Annotated in this window: 20 protein-coding genes, 1 pseudogene and 2 riboswitches; of the genes and pseudogenes, 2 read left to right on the top strand and 19 right to left on the bottom strand. The window is 71.2% G+C overall.

The window, feature by feature from the left end; genetic code table 11:
- Positions 1 to 306: 306 nt before the first annotated feature.
- From DDE23_RS25795 to cbiE, 11 genes and pseudogenes are all read right to left on the bottom strand, one after another.
- Positions 307 to 555 (bottom strand): DUF2461 family protein, encoded by a 249-nt coding sequence (locus DDE23_RS25795; protein ID WP_272947898.1) that lies wholly within the window; start codon positions 553 to 555, stop codon positions 307 to 309.
- Between the two features lie 5 nt (positions 556 to 560).
- Positions 561 to 881 (bottom strand): annotated as a pseudogene (locus DDE23_RS25870) (DUF2461 family protein); the annotation flags it as partial.
- Between the two features lie 99 nt (positions 882 to 980).
- Positions 981 to 1,709, bottom strand: coding sequence for a precorrin-6A synthase (deacetylating) (gene cobF / locus DDE23_RS24265; RefSeq protein WP_107755178.1), 729 nt, complete (start codon positions 1,707 to 1,709; stop codon positions 981 to 983).
- Positions 1,706 to 2,476: a CbtA family protein gene (locus DDE23_RS24260; RefSeq protein ID WP_107755143.1), complete on the bottom strand. Its 771-nt coding sequence runs from the start codon at positions 2,474 to 2,476 to the stop codon at positions 1,706 to 1,708. Before DDE23_RS24260 ends, cobF begins: the two co-directional genes overlap by 4 nt.
- A 14-nt stretch (positions 2,477 to 2,490) precedes the next feature.
- Positions 2,491 to 2,652, bottom strand: coding sequence for a CbtB domain-containing protein (locus tag DDE23_RS24255; protein ID WP_107755144.1), 162 nt, complete (start codon positions 2,650 to 2,652; stop codon positions 2,491 to 2,493).
- 30 nt (positions 2,653 to 2,682) lie between these two features.
- Positions 2,683 to 2,871: riboswitch (cobalamin riboswitch) on the bottom strand.
- Between the two features lie 138 nt (positions 2,872 to 3,009).
- Entirely contained in the window at positions 3,010 to 3,327 is a 318-nt protein-coding gene (locus DDE23_RS24250; RefSeq protein ID WP_107755145.1) for a DUF1636 family protein, read from the bottom strand.
- A complete protein-coding gene (cobA, locus tag DDE23_RS24245; RefSeq protein ID WP_107755146.1) occupies positions 3,324 to 4,040 on the bottom strand; it encodes a uroporphyrinogen-III C-methyltransferase in 717 nt (238 codons plus the stop codon). Before cobA ends, DDE23_RS24250 begins: the two co-directional genes overlap by 4 nt.
- Positions 4,041 to 4,197: 157 nt before the next feature.
- The gene (locus tag DDE23_RS24240) at positions 4,198 to 5,502 is read right to left on the bottom strand and encodes a cobyrinic acid a,c-diamide synthase CobB (protein WP_107755147.1); all 1,305 of its coding nucleotides are present in this window, start codon (positions 5,500 to 5,502) and stop codon (positions 4,198 to 4,200) included.
- Entirely contained in the window at positions 5,499 to 6,284 is a 786-nt protein-coding gene (gene cobM / locus DDE23_RS24235; RefSeq protein WP_107755148.1) for a precorrin-4 C(11)-methyltransferase, read from the bottom strand. The genes DDE23_RS24240 and cobM overlap by 4 nt, the downstream gene beginning before the upstream one ends.
- Positions 6,281 to 6,628, bottom strand: coding sequence for a cobalamin biosynthesis protein (locus tag DDE23_RS24230; RefSeq protein ID WP_107755149.1), 348 nt, complete (start codon positions 6,626 to 6,628; stop codon positions 6,281 to 6,283). Before DDE23_RS24230 ends, cobM begins: the two co-directional genes overlap by 4 nt.
- Before the next feature lie 55 nt (positions 6,629 to 6,683).
- Complete coding sequence (gene cbiE, locus DDE23_RS24225; protein WP_107755150.1) at positions 6,684 to 7,883, bottom strand: precorrin-6y C5,15-methyltransferase (decarboxylating) subunit CbiE; 1,200 nt, start codon at positions 7,881 to 7,883, stop codon at positions 6,684 to 6,686.
- On the opposite strand from cbiE, the gene DDE23_RS24220 reads away from it, so the two are divergent.
- The gene (locus tag DDE23_RS24220) at positions 7,882 to 8,613 is read left to right on the top strand and encodes a cobalt-precorrin-6A reductase (protein WP_107755151.1); all 732 of its coding nucleotides are present in this window, start codon (positions 7,882 to 7,884) and stop codon (positions 8,611 to 8,613) included. The two genes, cbiE and DDE23_RS24220, sit on opposite strands and share 2 nt — an antisense overlap.
- A 107-nt stretch (positions 8,614 to 8,720) precedes the next feature.
- Here the strand turns inward: DDE23_RS24220 and cobJ are convergent, their stop codons facing one another.
- From cobJ to DDE23_RS24185, 7 genes are read right to left on the bottom strand one after another with little or no spacing between them, the layout of a single operon-like run.
- Positions 8,721 to 9,515 carry a precorrin-3B C(17)-methyltransferase gene (gene cobJ, locus DDE23_RS24215; RefSeq protein WP_107755179.1) on the bottom strand — a complete coding sequence of 265 codons (795 nt, stop codon included), beginning with the start codon at positions 9,513 to 9,515 and terminating at the stop codon, positions 8,721 to 8,723.
- A 5-nt stretch (positions 9,516 to 9,520) separates the two neighbouring features.
- Positions 9,521 to 10,240, bottom strand: coding sequence for a precorrin-2 C(20)-methyltransferase (gene cobI / locus DDE23_RS24210; protein WP_107755152.1), 720 nt, complete (start codon positions 10,238 to 10,240; stop codon positions 9,521 to 9,523).
- On the bottom strand, positions 10,237 to 10,866 hold the full coding sequence (locus DDE23_RS24205; RefSeq protein WP_107755153.1) for a precorrin-8X methylmutase: 630 nt from the start codon (positions 10,864 to 10,866) through the stop codon (positions 10,237 to 10,239). Before DDE23_RS24205 ends, cobI begins: the two co-directional genes overlap by 4 nt.
- Complete coding sequence (locus DDE23_RS24200) at positions 10,867 to 11,994, bottom strand: cobalamin biosynthesis protein CobG (protein WP_107755154.1); 1,128 nt, start codon at positions 11,992 to 11,994, stop codon at positions 10,867 to 10,869.
- A complete protein-coding gene (gene cobN / locus DDE23_RS24195) occupies positions 11,991 to 15,227 on the bottom strand; it encodes a cobaltochelatase subunit CobN (RefSeq protein WP_107755155.1) in 3,237 nt (1,078 codons plus the stop codon). Before cobN ends, DDE23_RS24200 begins: the two co-directional genes overlap by 4 nt.
- Positions 15,227 to 16,264, bottom strand: coding sequence for a cobalamin biosynthesis protein CobW (gene cobW, locus DDE23_RS24190; protein ID WP_107755156.1), 1,038 nt, complete (start codon positions 16,262 to 16,264; stop codon positions 15,227 to 15,229). The genes cobN and cobW overlap by 1 nt, the downstream gene beginning before the upstream one ends.
- Entirely contained in the window at positions 16,265 to 16,630 is a 366-nt protein-coding gene (locus DDE23_RS24185) for a DUF1636 family protein (RefSeq protein ID WP_107755157.1), read from the bottom strand.
- Between the two features lie 71 nt (positions 16,631 to 16,701).
- A riboswitch (cobalamin riboswitch) is annotated at positions 16,702 to 16,920 on the bottom strand.
- Positions 16,921 to 16,955: 35 nt separating this feature from the next.
- Between DDE23_RS24185 and cobO the strand changes: the two genes are divergently transcribed.
- Positions 16,956 to 17,576 (top strand): cob(I)yrinic acid a,c-diamide adenosyltransferase, encoded by a 621-nt coding sequence (cobO, locus tag DDE23_RS24180; protein WP_107755158.1) that lies wholly within the window; start codon positions 16,956 to 16,958, stop codon positions 17,574 to 17,576.
- Between the two features lie 275 nt (positions 17,577 to 17,851).
- Here the strand turns inward: cobO and DDE23_RS24175 are convergent, their stop codons facing one another.
- Complete coding sequence (locus DDE23_RS24175; protein ID WP_107755159.1) at positions 17,852 to 18,226, bottom strand: MerR family transcriptional regulator; 375 nt, start codon at positions 18,224 to 18,226, stop codon at positions 17,852 to 17,854.
- Positions 18,227 to 18,305: the final 79 nt, after the last annotated feature.

The following is an 18,305-nucleotide window of genomic DNA, read 5'->3' as shown; positions in this document are numbered from 1 at the left end:
CGGCAGCCGCTGCCCCCTCTGGCCGAGGCGATTCGGCCAAACGAGGCGAATCGCCCCACCCCGGCCTCGGCCCCCGCGGCGCGGTCGGAAGGGCGTATTTGAGGCAGAATGAAAGCCCGAGGCGCGCGCCCTGACCCCACCGACGGACGCGCCGGATGCTGGCCGCGGGACGGATGCCACGGGCGCCCTTTCCCCTCTTCGTTCTTCCAATATCCTCAGGGGGGTCCGGGGGGCAGAATGCCCCCCGCTGGTCGCCCAAGGCGCCCGCGACAGCGGGCAACGAGGGCGAAACACCTCCACAGCCGGTCAGGCGAGCGCGGTGCGGAGCCAGGCGTGGAGCGGCGCGAATGCCGTCAGGGCGGCGGCGATGCGGGCGGGGGCGGCGGGGCCGAAGGCGCTGTCCATCCCGTAATCCTCGTCCCGGACCCGCAGCGATTTGCGTCGCAGCAGATCGGCCCTCGGGTGATCGGCGGGGCAGGGGGCGGGGAGGCGTTTCAGCTCAGGCGAGTCGAGGCGCAGGTCGCGCGCCTTGATCTCCTCCATGATCCCGGCCAGTGCCCTCAGGTCCCGCGACGCAGGCCCGCCAGCGGCCCCGGGGCGGCGGGATCAAAGCCCATCACGCCATCGCCGATCACCAGGCGCCCGGGTTCCGGCCCGACCAGCCAGGCGCCGGGGCCTGCGCCGGAAAACCCGATGTGCAGATGCGCGTCATAGGGCGTCTTGTCGCGGGCAAAGCGCAGGTCGCGGTGCGGCCGGTAGATCCGCGCGGTGACCGGCGCGCCGCTGGCCGCGGCCAGCCCGTCGGCCAGTTCGGCGGCGAAGAGCCGGGAGGGCCCGGCCAGCGCGCGCTCATAGCGCAGGCGCTGGGCTTCGAACCCGTCGCGGTCTTGTTGGCCTTGAGGTCGGTGAGGAAGGCGATTGTCTCGGGGGTGAGCATGGGCGGACCTGCGGCAGACAGGATGCCGGGGCCGCCCCGTCTGTCAACGGTGCAGCAGGTAGATGTCCATGATCCAGCCATGCCGGGCCCTGAGCGCCGCCCGGGTCTCGAGGATCCGCGGCCCGGCCTCGGCCAGCGGTCCGGCGATCAGCGCCTCCTGCTCCATGCCCAGATAGGCGCCCCAGTGGATCGTCACGCCCGTCGGGTCCAGCGCGGTGAAGGCGCCGCCCTGATCCAGCATCACCGCCACGGTATCGGCGCCCTCGGGCCAGCCCTGCCTGAGGCGCCGCCCGGTGGTGATGACCACGGGCGCGGCCAGGTCGTTCAGGGGAATGGCATGCGCCGCGGTCAGCACCGAGAGCGAGGTCACGCCGGGCACCACACGGGGTTTCAGGCCGAGCCGTGCCGCCACCCGCAGGGTCGAATCGTAAAGCGAGGGGTCGCCCCAGACCAGCAGCGCCACCCGCCCGCCGCCCGGCAGATGGGTGTCGATGGCCGCTTTCCATGCCCCGGCGATGGCATCGTGCCAGTCGTTCACCGCGTCCAGATAGGGGGTCTCGCCGTCACGCCGGGGCAGATCGAATTCCACGACCCGCGACAGGTCCGGCAGATGGTCGGTGCAGATCTGGCGGCGCAGGTCCGCCAGATCGCTTTTTTCGTCGCCCTTGCGGGGCAGGAGGATCAGATCGGCCTCGCGCATCGCCCGGATCGCCGCGAGCGTCACATGCTCAGGGTTGCCGGTGCCGATGCCGATCAGATCCAGCGCGATCATGCCGCCGCGCCGCTGCGGTCCCATTGCCGCCCGGCCAGCCAGCCCAGCACCACCCAGACCGCCAGCCCCACGCCCAGCACCCGGGACGAGAAGATGGCGCCGACCTCGGTGGGGGCATAGCCGTAATAGCCATCGAGCAGCGGTGCGCCCACCACATGCGGCGCCGCGATCAGCGCGGCGCCCGCCAGCGTGGCGATCAGCGAGCGGCCATAGGCGATGAGCGCGATGCCCAGCCCGGTGGCCACCACCGTCGACCACCACCAGACCTGACGCGCCGCCAGATCCGCCGCGGCCGAGCCCGGCAGTTCCGGCGCCAGCCCCATGCCGGGGGCAAGCTGGAAGGCGGCGAAACCGGCAAGGCCCCAGAGCGCGCCCTCGGTCGCGGTGATCCGCTTGCCGAATTGCGCGGCGATGGCGAAGCCCACGGTCAGCATGATGCCATAGGCCACGTAGAGCAGCACGGTGAAGCCCACGGTCAGCGCGTTGCGCTCGATGGTCGAGGTTTCGCCGTCGCCGTGCTCATGCGCGCCATGATCGGCGGCACCGTGGTCGGAGGCGGCAGGCTCGGCCGTGCCATGGTCGGCGGCCTCGGCATGGTCATGCGTCGCGACCGCCGCCTCGGGCGCCGCGAAATGCACCAGCTCGCCGGTTTCGTATTGCTCACCCAGCAGGATGTAATTCTGGATGAAGGCGAAATGCAGAACGGCCGCGAGCAAGCCCGCGCCGATCCCGGCGATCAACGCGCCGGTCATCATTTTCTGGAACATGGGACCGGGCTGCCTCAGTGGCAGGGGAAGCCGGTGGCGTGACGCATGTCATGCGCCGCGTCATGCAGGGTCGCCGACTGGGCATGGCCCACGGCGAACAGCATCGTCAGGCCGATCACCGCCATCCCGAGGACGGGGGCCAGCAGCGACTGGGTCTTGGTCTGGGTAGCGTTCATGTCATTCTCCTTGCCGTCCCTCCGACGGCGACCAGCGTTTGGTGTCGGGCCGGTCTCCTGGCTCGCGGGTCGCTGCGGACTGCCGCCTTCCCGACCCTTCCATGGGCAGTGGCGCGTTGGCAGCCAGCTCTCCGCTGACAGTCGCGGGGGCGGCCGGGGCATTCCACCCCGTTCCCGTTTCAGCCCCGATCGGGGGGCACCTGACCTTTTCACCCTTGCCGGAAGCGGTGCCCTGGGTCAAGGCGGATCGCGACCGGTCAGGCCTCGGCCGCGACCTTTGCCGGGATTCGGCGGGGGCTTAGGGCGCGAAAGCCACCCGCTTCCCGTCCGCTCGCGCCCCGGACAAGGGGGCAGGGCTCAGCCGGGGATGCGGGCCATTGCCTTGAAGCGCAGCCTGCCCAGCGGGCGGGCATCGGCGAAGGTCCCGTCGGCCGAGGCGCTGTAAAGCCGCGCGAAGGTCAGCAGGTCCGGCAGGTCGTCTTCGGTCAGCTCGCCGAACAGATAGGCGGTCTTGCCCGGCGCCCGGAAGGCGATCGAGGAGGGGCGCGTGCAGCCCGACAGGCATTCGGCGGCGGCGATCTCGGCGGCGATGCCTTGGGCCGCCAGCGCCTCGCCGAGGGTCTCGGCAAATCCCCCGCGTCCCAGCGCGCAACTGGTGCAGAGCGTGATCTTCATTCGGCCAGCGGCCCGTAAAGGATCAGCCCCGCCGCCCGCGGATCGGCCCCCGCCAGCGTCTCGGCCAGCGTTGCCACCGTGGCGCGGGTCAGCCGTTGGTCGGGGTGGCTGACGTTTTCCGCCAGCAGCGCCGGGGTCTCGCCCGGCAGGCCCGCCGCCAGCAGCATCTCGGCCAGCCGGGCGAAGGTGCGTTTCGGCATGAAGACCACGGTCGTCGCCTTCCCATCGGCCAGCGCCGCCAGGTTCAGCCCCTCGGGCAGGGCGCCGGTCACGTCATGGCCGGTGACGAATTGCACCCGCCGCGCCTCCAGCCGCCGGGTCAGCGGGATCCCCGCCGCCGCCGCCGCCGCCGAGGCCGAGGTGACACCCGGCACGATCTCGAACGGGATCCCGGCCTCGCGCAGCGCGGTGATCTCCTCCTCCAGCCGGCCGAAGATGCCCGGATCGCCGGATTTCAGCCGCACGACCTTCATACCCGCCTGCGCGTAATCGACCAGCAGGCGGCTCACATGGTCCTGCTTGGGCGAGGGACGCCCGGCCCGCTTGCCCACGGCGACCAGCTCGGCCCCCGGTCCCGCCAGCTCCAGGATCGGCCCGGCCGAGAGGTCGTCGAACAGGACCGCCTCCGCCGCCTTCAGCCGCTTCACCGCCTTGACGGTCAACAGATCCGGGTCGCCCGGCCCCGATCCGACGAAGCTCACGAACCCGCTCATCGCCCGGCCTCCGTCTTCTTTGCGCCGCAAATATCCCGGGGGGAGCGCGGCATCTGCCGCGCGCGGGGGGCAGCGCCCCCCGTCCGCCGCCGGTCACAGGGCGCCACATCGCAGCGACGCGCAGGTCGGGATTCCCTCCCGCCGACCCCGGCAACCCTCATCCCGCATCCTCCGCAATCAGATGGAAGAACGTGCCCGAAACCCGCCCCCGGACCGATCCCGTTTCCACCACCGAAGCGCCCTCGGCATCCGTCACCCGCGCCAGTCCCGCATCCGGCTGGTCGAGGATCGTCGAATAATGGAACTCATGCCCCCGCAGCACCGCCCCCGGCCCGAAGCCCGGCATCCCCGCTACCAGCTCGGCCCGCCGATAGCCCAAATGCATCTTCCTTTTCTCGTAACTGGTGACCAGCCCCAGAAGCCCCGCCATCGGGTGCCGCACCCCCGCCTTGTCGACCAGCGCCTCGCCCAAGGCCATGTAACCCCCGCATTCGCCATGCACCGGCTTTCCCTCGGCATGGCGCCGCAACCCGGCCCGGAACCGCTCGGCCCCGGCCAGAACGCCTGCGTGCAGTTCGGGATAGCCGCCCGGCAGCCAGACCAGATCCGCCTCGGGCGGCGCCTCGTCGGCCAGCGGCGAGAAGGGCAGGATCTCGGCCCCGGCCCGCCGCCAGCCCTCGACCAGATGCGGATAGGCGAAGGAAAAGGCCGCGTCCTGCGCCAAGGCGATGCGCTGCGCCGGGGGCGTCACGCGCAACGCCGCCGTAGGATGGGCGATTCGCCCATCCGCCGCCCTGACGATCGCCGCCAGATCGACATGGGCCCGCAGGAAGGCCGCATAACCGGCGATCGCCACCTCCAGATCGGGATGCTCAACCGCCTGCACCAGCCCCAGATGCCGCTCGGGCAGCGCCAGATCGCCGCGCCGGGGCAGGACGCCCAGCACCGGGATGCCCGCCTCCTCCATCCCCAGCCGCGCCAGCCGCTCGTGCCTTGGGCTGGCGCAGCGGTTGAGGATCACGCCCGCAAACGGCAGGTCCGGCCGGAACGCCTTGAATCCCAAAGCCACCGCCGCCGCCGATTGCGCCTGGCCCGAGACATCGACCACCAGCACCACCGGCCAGCCCATCAGCGCCGCCGTCTCGGCCGACGACCCGTGCCCGGTGGCGCCCGCGAAGGCCACGCCGTCGTAAAGCCCCATCGAGCCCTCGGCCACCACCAGATCGGCGCCCTCCGCCTGCGCCGCGATGGCGCCCAGCAGCCCCTCGCCCATCGCCCAGCTGTCGAGGTTGAAGGACGCCCGCCCCGCCGCCGCCCGGTGAAAGGCCGGGTCGATGTAATCGGGCCCCGATTTGAAGGGCTGCACCCGCAACCCGTCCTCGCTCAACGCCCTGAGCAGCCCCAGCATGACCGTGGTCTTGCCGGTGCCCGAGGCGGGCGCCGAGACGAGGATCCCCTTCATTCCTTCGACCCCGCATAGACCGACTCCGCCGATTGCGGCCGGAAGCGGCGGTCGTAATCGACGGCATAGAGGCAGCTCTCCTCGAACCCCTCGGCCGCCAGCGCCGGCCCCACCAGGATCAGCGCCGTCCGCTCCATCGAGCCCGCGACCAGCCCCTCGATGGTCCCCAGCGTCCCCCGGACGATCCGCTGCTCGGGCCAGGTCGCCCGCCAGACCACCGCCACCGGGCAGTCGCTGCCATAGGCCGGGACCAGATCCGCGACACTCCGCTCCAGATTATGGATCGACAGGTGAATGCAGAGCGTCGCCCCGGTCGCCGCGAAATTCGCCAGCGTCTCGCCCTCGGGCATGGCGCTCGCCCGCCCCGGCGTCCGGGTCAGCACCACCGATTGCGCCAGCCCCGGCAGCGTCAGCTCCGCCCCCAGCGCGGCGGCGGCGGCGGCGAAAGCGGGCACGCCCGGCGTCACGCTATAGGGAATGCCCAGCTCGCGCAGGCGCCGCAACTGCTCGCCCATCGCCGAATAGACCGACAGATCGCCCGAATGCAGCCGCACCACATCCTTGCCCTCGGCATGGGCCGCGGCGATCTCCTCCATGATCTGGTCCAGCGACAGGGGCGCCGTGTTGACGATCCGCGCGCCCTCCGGGCAATGGCCGAGGATCGCCTCGGGCACCAGTGACCCGGCATAGAGGCAGACGGGCGCGGCAGCGATGATGTCGCGGCCCCGCAGCGTCAGCAGGTCCGGCGCGCCGGGTCCGGCGCCGACGAAATGGACGGTCATGCTTGGCCTCCTTCGGCAAGGGCGCAGGTCGCGAGCCGGTCGGGCGAGACGGCGCGCGGCCCCAGCAGATACGCGCCGGGACCGGCCGCGGCAAGCGCGCAGGCCTCGGCGACCGAGCCGGTGCCGCGGGCCTCCCGGCTCCGCTCGGATTGGGTGAGCGTTTCAGGCAGGGGCCCCGCAACCGGGATCAGCGGCAGGTTCAGCGACAGGGCCAATGGCGCCAGCGCCGAGGCCTTGTCGGCGAGCGTGGCCAGCGCATCCGGCGCCCCGCCGGTCGCGGCCAGCGCGCCTTGCAGCGAGTCCAGCGTCGCACGCGAAGAAAACCCGAACCCCGCCACGATCATCCCGCCACCCGCCGCCGCGGAGGGTGCGCTTCAGCGCACCATCCCCCCGCGACCCTCACAGCACCACGCTCCATTGCACGATGGGATAGGCCGCTTTCCAGCCGCGCCGCGAGCCCAGCGCCCCCGCCTCGGCCAGTTCCACCCGCAACAGGCTCCCGCCCTTCGCCCCGTGCCAGAGCGCCAGCAGCGCCTCGGATTCCAGCGTCACCGCATGGGCGACCAGCCGCGTCCCCTTGGGCAGCAGCCCGAAAAGCTGCGCCAGCAGGGCCTCCGACAGCCCCCCGCCGATGAACACCGCATCCGGCAGCGGCTGGCCTTCCAGCACCGACGGCGCCCGCCCCTCGGCCACCACCAGCCGCTCAACCCCCAGCCTGAGCGCATTCTCCCGCGCCCGCGCCGCCCGGCCCGGATCGGCCTCGAACCCGATGGCCCGGGTCGTCGGATGGCACAGCAACCACTCAATCCCGATGGAGCCCGAGCCCGCGCCGATGTCCCACAGCAACTCCCCCGGCCGCGGCGCCAGCGCCGACAGGGCCAGCGCCCGCACCGGCCGCTTGGTGATCTGCCCGTCATGCGCGAACCATTCGTCCCCGCGCCCCGAGGCCGCGCCCAGCACCGCGCCCGTCCCCGCCACGCAAATCGCCACCGCCACCGGATGCTGCACATCCGCCAGCGCATAGCCCCCGGCCGTCACCCGCCGGACCCGCTCGCGTGGCCCGCCCAAAGCCTCCAGCACCACCAGCTCGGTGGCCCCGAACCCCTCGCCCGCCAGCCAGCCGGCCAGCTCCCCCACCGCCGCCCCGTCGCGCAGCGTCACGACCGCCCGCGCCCCCGGCGCCAGCAAGGGCCGCAACCGCGTCACGGGCGCTGCGTGCAGCCCCAGACAGGCCACCCCCTCCAGCCCCCAGCCCAACCGCGCCGCCGCCAGCGAAAAGCAGGACGGCCCCGACAAGGCCACCCATTCCCCGGGCTCCAGCGCCTTCGTCACCACCGTTCCGGCCCCGAACCAGAAGGGATCGCCCGAGGCCAGCATCACCACCCGCCGCCCGCGCATCGCCATGAGCAGCGGCAGACCCTCGGCGAAAGGCACCGGCCATGCCACCCGCTCCGCCGCCAGATCCGGCAGCAGCGCCAGATGCCGCGGCGGCCCGATCACCACCTCGGCCTCTTGCAGCGCCGCCCGGCTTGCGTCAGTCAGCCCCTCGGGGCCATCCTCGCCCAGACCCAGGATCGTCAGCCACGGAGTGTCAGCCATGCCCAACATCCTTCTCCTCGGTGGCACGATGGAAGCGAGCGCCATGGCTCGCCGCCTGGCCGATCTCGGCCTGCCGGCGACGCTCTCCTACATGGGTCGGGTCGAGCGCCCGAAACCGCAACCGATCCCGGTCCGCATCGGCGGTTTCGGCGGCGTGCCGGGGCTTATCCGATACCTGAAAGACCACCAGATCACCCGTGTGATCGACGCGACCCACCCCTTCGCCGCGCAGATGAGCGGCAATGCCGTCGCCGCCTGCACCGCGACCGGCACGCCGCTGATCGCCCTGACCCGCCCCGCCTGGGAACCGGGCCCCGGCGACGACTGGCAGCGCGTGCCCGACATGGCGGCGGCGGTCGCTGCGCTCGCCGGCCCGCCGAAGCGCGTCATGCTGGCCATCGGCCGCATGCATCTCGCCGACTTCGCCGCCCAGCCCCAGCACCATTACCTGCTCCGTCTGGTGGACGAACCCTCGGAAACCCCGCCGCTGCCGCATCACACCGTCACCGTCGACCGCGGCCCCTTCAGCGCCGAGGCCGACCAGACCCTGATGCGCGACAACAAGATCGAGCTGATCGTCGCCAAGAACGCCGGCGGCAAGGGCTCGGTCTCGAAACTTCAGGCCGCCCGCGCCCTGCACCTGCCGGTCCTGATGATCGACCGCCCGCAACTCCCCCCGCGCCGCGAAACCCACGACCCGGACGAGGTCCTGCGCTTCGTTACCGCCTGACCCCATCTTTGTTCTGAAAGTATCCCGGGGGGGTCCGGGGGGGCAGCGCCCCCCCGGCTGGTCGCCCGAGGCGCCCGCGACAGCGGGCGCTGAGGGCGAAACCCCTCTCACGCCGATCTCGGGGTATAAAGCCACGGCCCCGCCGGCCCCTCGATCACCCGCGTCGCCGAATTGCCGACGATGACCATGGTCCGCATATCCGCCATCTCGGGGGTGCAGTCGGGCAGGGGCACGATGCGCAGGCTCTGCTCGGGCGTGGACACGGCGCGCGCGAACAGCACCGGGCGCGCGTCGCGGCAGGTCTCGTTCAGCACCTCGAGTGTCCGGGCAAAGCCCTCGGGCCGGGATTTCGAGCGGGGGTTGTAGAAGGCCATGGCGAAATCGGCCTCGGCCGCCAGCCTCAGCCGCTTCTCGATCAGCGCCCAAGGTTTCAGGTTGTCGCTGAGGTTGATGGCGCAGAAATCATGGCCCAAAGGCGCGCCCGCCGCCGCCGCCGCCGCCAGCATGGCGGTGATGCCGGGCAGCACCCGGATCTCCAGCGCGCGCCAGGCCAGAGGCCCCGCCTCCAGCGCCTCGAACACCGCCGAGGCCATGGCGAAGACGCCGGGATCGCCCGAGGAAACCACCACCACCTTCCGCCCCGCCGCCGCCATCTCCAGCGCGTGACGCGAGCGGTCCAGCTCCACCCGGTTGTCCGAGGGGTGCAAGGTCAGCCCCTCGCGCGGGGCCACCCGGGCGACATAGGGGATATAGCCCACCACATCCGTGGCCTCGGCCAAAGCCGCCTCGACCTCGGGCGTCACCAAAGTCTCGCGTCCCGGGCCGAGCCCCGCCACGACTACCCAACCATTTCTGTCTGGCGCGATGCCGGACGCGAAACCGGTGCCCACTTTCGCTGGCATCGCGCTCATGGCCGCCGCCCCTGCCCATGGATCAGCGCGATCGAGAAATAGGGCGCGGCCTCCACCTCGGCGAGCTTGCGCACCCGCTCGCCTGCCATCGCCGCGTATTCGACCAGCCAGGCGTCCCCCATCCGCCCGGCCAGTTCCACCGCGCGTTTCAGCTTGTCCAGGTTCTGGCCGATCTTCATCACCACCAGCGCGTCGGTCCCGGCGATCCTTGCGGTCAGCGCGGCCTCGGGCAGGGTCGCCGGGGCCACGGTCAGCACATCGTCGCCCCAGGTGATCGGCGCACCGGTCGCCGCCCAGGCGGCGGTCATGCCGGTGATCCCGGGCACGATGCGCACCGGCACGAAGGGCGCGAGCCGGGTGTAGAGATGCATGAACGAGCCGTAGAAGAACGGATCGCCCTCGGCCAGCACCACCACATCCTCGCCAGCCTCGGCCAGCGCGCGCAGGGGTGCGGTCACTTCTTCGTAGAAACCCGAAAGAGTCGCGGCATAGCGCGGATCCTCCAGCGGGATCTCGGTGGTGACCGGGTAATCCATCGGGATCTCGACCACATCGGCCCTCAGCATCCCATCGACGATCTTTCGCGCCTGACCCATCCGCCCGGCCTTGCGGAAATAGGCGATGTGGCGCGTGCCCCGGACCAGCCGGTCGGCCCGCACGCTCATCAGATCCGCCGCCCCGGGGCCGAGGCCCACACCATGCACCGTGCCGGTCATTCCTTGCGGCTCGCGATGGCGTTCACCGCCGCGACGGTGATGGCCGAGCCGCCCAGCCGCCCCTCGACGATGCAGGACGGCACCGGCTGCACCTGCCAGAGCGCGTCTTTCGATTCCATGGCGCCCACGAAGCCCACCGGGCAGCCGATGATCGCCGCCGGGCGCGGACAATCGGGGTCTTCCAGCATGTTCAGCAGGTGGAAAAGCGCGGTCGGCGCGTTGCCGATGGCCACCACGGCCCCCGCCAGATGCGGGCGCCAGAGTTCCAGCGCCGCGGCCGAGCGGGTGTTGGACATGGCCTTGGCCATCTCGGGCACCGAGGGGTCATGCAGGGTGCAGATCACCGCATTCTCGGCCGGCAGGCGGAAGCGCGTCACGCCCTCCGACACCATCCGCGCGTCGCAGAGGATCGGCGCGCCCGCTTCCAGCGCCCCCCGCGCGGCGGTCACGAACCCCGGCGACATCTTCACGTATTGCTCCAGCCCGACCATCCCCGCGGCATGGATCATGCGGACCACGACCTGTTCTTCGTCAGGGTCGAATCGGGCGAGGTCGGCCTCGGCGCGGATCGTGGCAAAGCTCTGCCGGTAGATCGCGGCGCCGTCGGTTTCATAGGTCCAGGGCATTCAGGAGGCTCCGAAATGGGCGCGCACCTGCTCGGCGCTCAGCCCGTGATGGGTCAGGGGATCGCCCGCGCGGGCGTTCAGCGCCACGCCGTATGCGCCGTTTTCGCCGGTGATGACGACATCCGCCGAGCCGGGGCGGGCGCAACCCTTGGCGCAGCCGCTGACATGCAGGCGGCCTTTGACATGGGGCGCCAGCGCCAGTGCCAGCGCGCGGGTCTCGACACTGGATTGCGGGCAGAAGGGCGCGCCGGGGCAGGCATCGACGCGCAGGTCAGGCGCCTCGGGGTTCCACAGGAGCCCGGCGCGCGGCCCGGGCGTGGCGTCAAGGAGCAGCAGCACCCGCCAGGGCGTGACGCGGATCGCGCTGGCCTCGCTGTCCAGGATCGCGGCGGCGAGGTCGGCGGCCTGGATCTGCCCGAAGGCCGCGCCATGGATCGCCCCCAGCGCATGCGGCCCGGGCCGCAGCGGCAGGCGCCGTGCCGCCGGGGCAAGCGTGGGTTCGGCCCAGGCGGGCAGGGGGGCGTGGTGACGGGCCATGCGCCCGGCCTCGGCCCCGCCCGAGGTCACGAACCAGTCGCAAAGCCGGATCAGCGTGTCGATCTCGGTCCCCGGCAGCAGCGGCAGGCCCAGCGGATAGCCCTCGGGCCGCAGGATCAGCCCGCGATGGCTGCCGCGTTCGATGCGGAAATCGGCGGGCGTGTCGCGCAGCTTCGGCCCCGGTCCCGCGTCGATGGCAAAGCCCAGCTTGGGCGGCAGGTCGGGCAGCTCGCCCAGCCGGTCCAGCAGCGCCAGCGTCAGGCGGTGGGTATCGTCGCCCTCGGCCCAGGTCGGGGCCACGAGGATGTTGCGGCGGCCCTCGGTCTCGACATCGGTGTCGACAAGCCCCAGCCGGGTCAGGTCCGCCAGCAGCGCGGGCAGCGCCCCGGCCGCGACCCCCCGGACCTGCAAGTTCGCCCGGTTGGTCAGGTCGATCAGCCCCGCGCCGAATTCCTCGGCCGCGGCGCAGAGGCCCAGCGCCTGCGCCGCGCTCAGTTCCGCCAGCCGGGGCCGCACGCGCACCACATAGCCGTCGCCCGACAGCATCGGCCGCAGCGCGCCGGGACACCAGCCCTTGACCTCGAAACTCATGGGTTCAGCCCCGCCAGGATCGAATTCCTCCGTGTGGACCAGAGGCCGGCGCGGTGCAAGTCGGCAAAGCGCGCCTCCATGGCGGCCAGCGCCTGCGGGTTCTCCTTTTCGAGGAACGCGCGGACCTCGGCCCGACCTAGCGTCGCCTCGTGGTAAAGGTCGAAAAGCTGCGGCGGCACGGCGGCGGCGAGATGGGCGAAGGCGCCGAGATGGTCCAGTGTCGCCGCAATCTCGGCCGCGCCCCGGAAGCCGTGGTTCATCATGCCGTCGATCCATTTCGGATTGGCGGCGCGGGCGCGGACCACGCGGGCCAGCTCCTCGGTCAGGCTGCGGGCCCGGGGCCGCGCGGGGTCGGTGGCGTCGAGGTGATAGAGCGCGGCCTTGCCGCCGGTGATCTGCTGGGCCGCGGCGAAGCCGGCCTCATGCGCGGCATAGTCCGCGGCCAGCAGCAGGTCGGTTTCCGGCAGGTCCTGAAGATGGACGAAGGCGTCGGCGTGGCGGACCCGGGCCTTCAGCCCCTCGGCATCCTCCGCGCCCGTGTCCAGCGCGTGCGACGAGGCCGCGAGCCAGGCCTCACCGGCGGCCTTGCGCGCGTCTTCGGTATAGGTATCGGGCGTCTCGCCCATGTTCAGGCCATAGGTCCCGGGCTTCGGCCCGTAGACCCGGCTCAGATCCTCGCGGCCGGCATAGGGGTTCCAGTCCGGCGCCTCGTCGCGCCCGGCCAGCGCCCGGATGGCGGTGGCAAACAGCGCCGACAGTTCCGGGAACACATCGCGGAAGAGACCGCTCACCCGCAGGGTCACATCGAGGCGCGGCCGGTCCAGTTCGGCAATCGGCAGGATCTCCACGCCCGAGACCCGCCCGCTGTCCCCGTCCCAGACCGGCTTCGCCCCAATGAGATGCAGCGCCATGGCGAATTCCTCGCCGGCCGTGCGCATCGTGGCGCTGCCCCAGAGGTCGATCACCAGCCCCTGCGGAAACTCGCCATGGTCCTGCAGGTGGCGGCGCACCAGCTCCTCGGCCAGGGTCACGCCCTGGGCATGGGCGGCGCGGGACGGCACGGTGCGGGGATCGGTGGTGAACAGGTTCCGCCCGGTGGGCAGCACATCCTTACGCCCCCGCCAGGGCGAGCCCGAGGGGCCGGGCGCGACGAACCCGCCCCTGAGCGCCGTCATCAGCCCCTGCATTTCCGCGGCCCCATGCTCGCCCGTGCCGAAGACATGCAGCCCCTCGCCGAACTGGCTTTCCTTCACGTCGCAGACGAAACGGTCGATGCGGGTGATCGCCTCGGCGAGAGAGGTGGCCTTGGTGAGGCCCAGCTCATCCTCCAGCCCCAGCGCCTGCGCCTCGGTGCGGATGTCCTGCTGCAGCCGGTCGCGCCGCGCGGGGTCGAGCCCGTCGGCGTTGGAGAATTCGTCGAGCAGCGCCTCCAGCCGGGTGGTGCCCGCGCCCGCCTGCGCCTCGGTCAGGGGCGGGGGGACATGGCCCAGCGTCACTGCGCCCAAGCGCCGCTTGGCCTGCGCCGCCTCGCCCGGGTCGTTGACGATGAACGGGTAAAGGAGCGGCAGGCCCCGGGTCAGTGCCTCGGGCCAGCATTGGTCCGACAGGGCCACGGATTTGCCCGGCAGCCATTCCAGCGTGCCATGGGCGCCGATATGGATCAGCGCATCGGCCTGCTGCCTGAGCCAGAGGTAGAAGGCGACATAGGCGTGGCAGGGGACCTTGGCCACGTCATGGTAATCGGCGTCCCGGGCGGTGACCTGCCCGCGTTCGGGTTGCAGGGCGATCAGGGCGTTACCGGCGCGGATCGCGCCGAAGCGGAAGGCGCCGTCGATCAGCGCGGCGTCCTCCTCGGGATCGCCCCAGGCAAGGTGAATGTCCTCCTGCAAATCCTGCGGCAGGGAGGCCAGCGCGAGGCGGTAATCGAAAAGCGACCAGTCGATGCCGGCGGTTTCCAGCGCCTTGGGATCGGCGGGGGCGGTGGTGTAGCCCTCAGTGCCGAGCGCCTCCAGAATCGCCCCGGCCGAGGCCAGCGCATCCAGCCCCACCGCATGCGCCATCTGCCAGGACTTGCCGGGATAAGTGGAGAGCACCAGCGCCGGGCGGATCTGCGCCCTGGGCGCGGTGGCGAGCCGGTGCCAGCCGCGGACCCGCTCGACCAGGGCCGCGATGCGCTCGGGCTCGGCGCGGTGGTGGATGCGGGCGAATTCGAGGTCCGGGTCGGGGTCCGAGGCGCCCTTGAAGCTGACGACGGAGCCGAAGATCCTCCCGTCCACCTCGGGGAGCACCACATGCATGGCCAGATCGGCGGGCGAGAGGCCCCGGTCGGACGATTCCCAGGCCGCGCGCGGGTTGGTGGCGAGCGCCACCTGAAACACCGGCACCCCCGCGACGTCGAGGGGCGAGGCCCCGCCGTCCCTTGCGCTGAAGGCGGTAGCGTTGACGATGGCGGCGGGGGCGAGGTGTTTCACCCAACGCTCCAGCCAGCCCCGCGCGCCGGGCGCCTTCAGCGAGGGCGCGAAGAGGCCGGCCACGTCGTAACCGGCTTCGTCGAAGGCCCGGGCGATGGCCTCCAAGGGTTCGGTATCGGCGGCGGTCAGATAGGCGCGGTAGAAGGTGAGCAGGACCCGGGGGCGGGTGCCGAAGCTGAGCGCCGCCGGGCAATGCACCCCCTCCGGCGTCCAGCCGCCGACTTCGGGCAGGGCGCGGATGCCGCGCACCGGCGGGGCGTAGAGGCCGCAGGCCAGCGCGAATTGCTGGAGCGCCGCCTGCGCCGCCACCGCCCCGCCCTGATCGCAGAGATGCTGCAAGCGGCGCAGCGTGGAGACGGGCAGCGTGCTGATCGCATCAAGCTGCGGATCGGGGCGGCCATCGGCGGGCAGGACGGCCAGCGCAAGGCCGGTGCGGCTGGCCAGCGCCTGCAGCTGCTGCAGGCCATAGGACCAATAGGGCACGCCGCCGATCAGCCGGATCAGCACGCCCTTGGCGCCCTCCAGCGTCGTCTCCAGATAGGTGTCAACCGAAAGCGGATGCTTCAGCGCGGCGAGATTGGCGAGGCGCAGGGTAGGATGGGCAATATTGCCCATCCTACGGGCCCGGTGGAACCCTTCCGCGAAAGCGCCGAGGTCGGAATCGGAGAACGACAGCACCACCAGATCCGCGGGCGACTGCCCCAGATCCTGCGGTGTTGCCGTCTCCTCGAGCCCGTGGCTTTCGCGGAAGAGGACGTGCATCAGAGACCCAGAGCAGCCTTGATTGCCGCCTCGTCGATGCGGTCATGCTCGGCGATGACCACCAGAGAGGTCTGTCGCGCCTCGCCCGGTTTCCAGGCCCGGTCGAACTGGTGCCGGACGCGCGCGCCCACCGCCTGCACCAGCCCGCGCATCGGCTTGCCGGTCACGGCGACATAGCCCTTCACCCGCAGGATATCGAGGTCGCGCGCCATCTGCTCGATCTTCGCGCAGAGCGCGGCCATGTCGGCCACCTCGCCCAGCTCCACCACGATGGTGTCGAAATCGTCGTGCTCGTGGTCGTCATGGCCATCGTGATGCGAGGGGCGGGCGGCGATGTCATCTTCGGCCGCGGCGCCGAGGCCCAGGATCACCCGCGGATCGACCGCGCCTTCGGTCACTTCGACCACCGGCAGCGGGCGCGGCGCCTCGGCGGCGATGACGGCGCGGGCAGCGGCGATCCCCTCCGGCCCGGCCAGATCGGCCTTGGTCAGCAGCACCACATCGGCGCAGGAGATCTGGTCCTCGAACACTTCGGACAAGGGCGTCTCGTGGTCGATCGATTCATCCGCCGCGCGCTGGGCATCGACGGCGGCCACATCGGGGGCGAAACGCCCGGCCGCCACCGCCTCGGCATCGGCCAGGGCGATCACCCCGTCCACGGTGATGCGCGAGCGGATCGCCGGCCAGTCGAAGGCCTTGAGCAGCGGTTTCGGCAGGGCCAGGCCCGAGGTCTCGATCAGGATGTGGTCGGGGCGCGGCTCCATGGCCAGCAGGGCCTCGACGGTTGGCACGAAATCATCGGCCACCGTGCAGCAGATGCAGCCATTGGCCAGTTCGACGATGTTCTCCTCGGGGCAATCGGGGATGGCGCAGCCCTTCAGGATCTCGCCATCGACGCCCAGCGTGCCGAATTCGTTGACCACCACGGCCAGCCGCCGCCCGCCCGCGTTGCGGATCAGGTGCGAGATCAGCGTGGTCTTGCCCGAGCCGAGGAAGCCGGTGACGATGGTGACGGGGGTTTTGTTCAGATCGGTCATTCAGGCCTCCAGCGGCGGGATACGGGCGATGCAGTTCTTGCGCAGATGTTCGGGGCGCTCGCGCCAGGGGATCAGCCCCTGCGGCGCGGCGGCATAGCGGGCGGCGCCGTCGAGCAGGATTTCGGCCTGATCGGGGGCGAAATTGCCATAGACATAGGTCCAGGCGCCGGGCGCGCGCAGCGCCACGGTGCAGCCACGGGTGCAGTTCGACAGGCATTCGGTGCGCGTCAGCACCACGCCCTCGGGCACCCGCCCCTCCAGCGCGTCGGCGAGCATTAGGCCCGGACGCGGCGCCTCGGGGTCGGGGTCGCGTTCGTCGCGATAGCGGCAGGTCACGCAGACCAGAAGTTCGACCGTCTCGGCCATCGGGCACTTTCTGGCAGGGTGCGTGCGCGGAGCCCGGAACAGGACCCGTCACCGGCACACCCCGTCCGGCTGGTTGTCTCTCGGCGCTGGCAGGTCTCCCGGCTTGCGGAGTCCAGGTTTCCCTGCGGCAGCCCGCCTTCCCGGCATTCGCCAGTGGCTTCGGGCAACCCCTCCGGTCACGGTCGCGGGGGCGGCTGCGCTTTCCGTCCAGGCCGACTTGGGCTTGACCCGGGTACGCATTCCCTTTTCACCTGCCCCGGAGGACAGGCACCAACCCTGCGGACATGCGCTGCGGGGGCTTTCAAGTCAAGCAAGGATGCGACGGATGACGGACGGGGACGACAGCGGGGCCGGGAAGCACCGCGAGAAGATGCAGAAAATCAAGGCCGCGCGCGACCGGATGAAGGAAGCGCGGCAGGGCGAGAAGGGGCTGGTCATCGTCCATACCGGGCCGGGGAAGGGCAAGTCGTCCTCCGGCTTCGGGATGATCCTGCGGGCGATCGCCCACGGGATGCCCTGCGCCGTGGTGCAGTTCATCAAGGGCAGCTGGGATACCGGCGAGCGGCGCCTGCTGACCACTCATTTCGGCGATCTGTGCCAGTTCCATGCCATGGGCGAGGGCTTCACCTGGGAGACGCAGGACAAGGAACGCGACATCGCCGCCGCCGGGCGCGGCTGGGACAAGGCGAAGGAGCTGATCCGCGACCCCGCGATCCGCATGGTGCTGCTGGACGAGATCAACATCGCTTTGCGCTACGATTATCTCAACGTGGCCGAGGTGGTGGCCTTCCTGCGCGACGAAAAGCCCGAGATGACGCATGTCGTGCTGACCGGCCGCAACGCCAAGCCCGAGGTGATCGAGCTGGCCGATCTGGTGACGGAGATGACGCTGGTGAAGCACCCGTTCCGGTCGGGGATCAAGGCGCAGGCCGGGGTCGAGTTCTGAGAGGTTTCGCCCTCGTTGCCCGCTGTCGCGGGCGCCTCGGGCGACCAGCGGCGCGGCGTTCCGCCGCGCCGCAAGAAGGGGGGCCGTCTGCCCCCCTCTTGGCCTGACGGCCAATTCACCCCCCGAGGATATTTGACGCGCAAAGAAGGCGGCCTAACGCCTTCTTAACTTTCATCTTTGTTCTCAAAAAACCTCGGGGGTTTCTCAAGGGGGTGGAAAACCCCCTTGAGCGGGGGGTGCGGGGGGCTGGCCCCCCGCTTCCACCCGGCCGCGGCTCAGGACTCGGCCGCCAGCCGTTCAACCTCGTCGCGCAACGCCTTGAGGTCGGCGATGGTCACCGCCAGCTCGTCGCGCTGGCGGGTCAGTTCGCCCAGCTGGCGGTCGGCCATGCCGACGAAGGCCTCGAATTGCGGCTTGGTGCCCTGCTTTTCATAGATCAGCAGCCATTGCCGCAGCTCCTCCAGCGCGAAGCCGAATCGGCGGCCGCGCAGGATCAGCGTCATCCGGGCCACCTCGCGCGGGCCGTAGAAGCGGTTGCGGCCTTCCTTCTCAGGGGTCAGCAGTTCGATGTATTCGTAGTAGCGCAGCGTGCGCGGCGTCACGTCGAAACGCGCGCACATCTCCTTGAACGACAGTCTCGATTCGCTCATTGCCCGGCTGCGGCCTCACTCACAGGAATAGCCGCGCTCGGTGGCGGCTGTCGCAGCGTAAGGCGCGGCCGGGGCGGGT

It is taken from the genome of Pararhodobacter aggregans (assembly GCF_003075525.1).
GTDB lineage: Bacteria > Pseudomonadota > Alphaproteobacteria > Rhodobacterales > Rhodobacteraceae > Pararhodobacter > Pararhodobacter aggregans.
The sequence above is the reverse complement of the archived record's forward strand: the minus strand, read 5'-3'. Positions and strand labels throughout refer to the sequence as shown.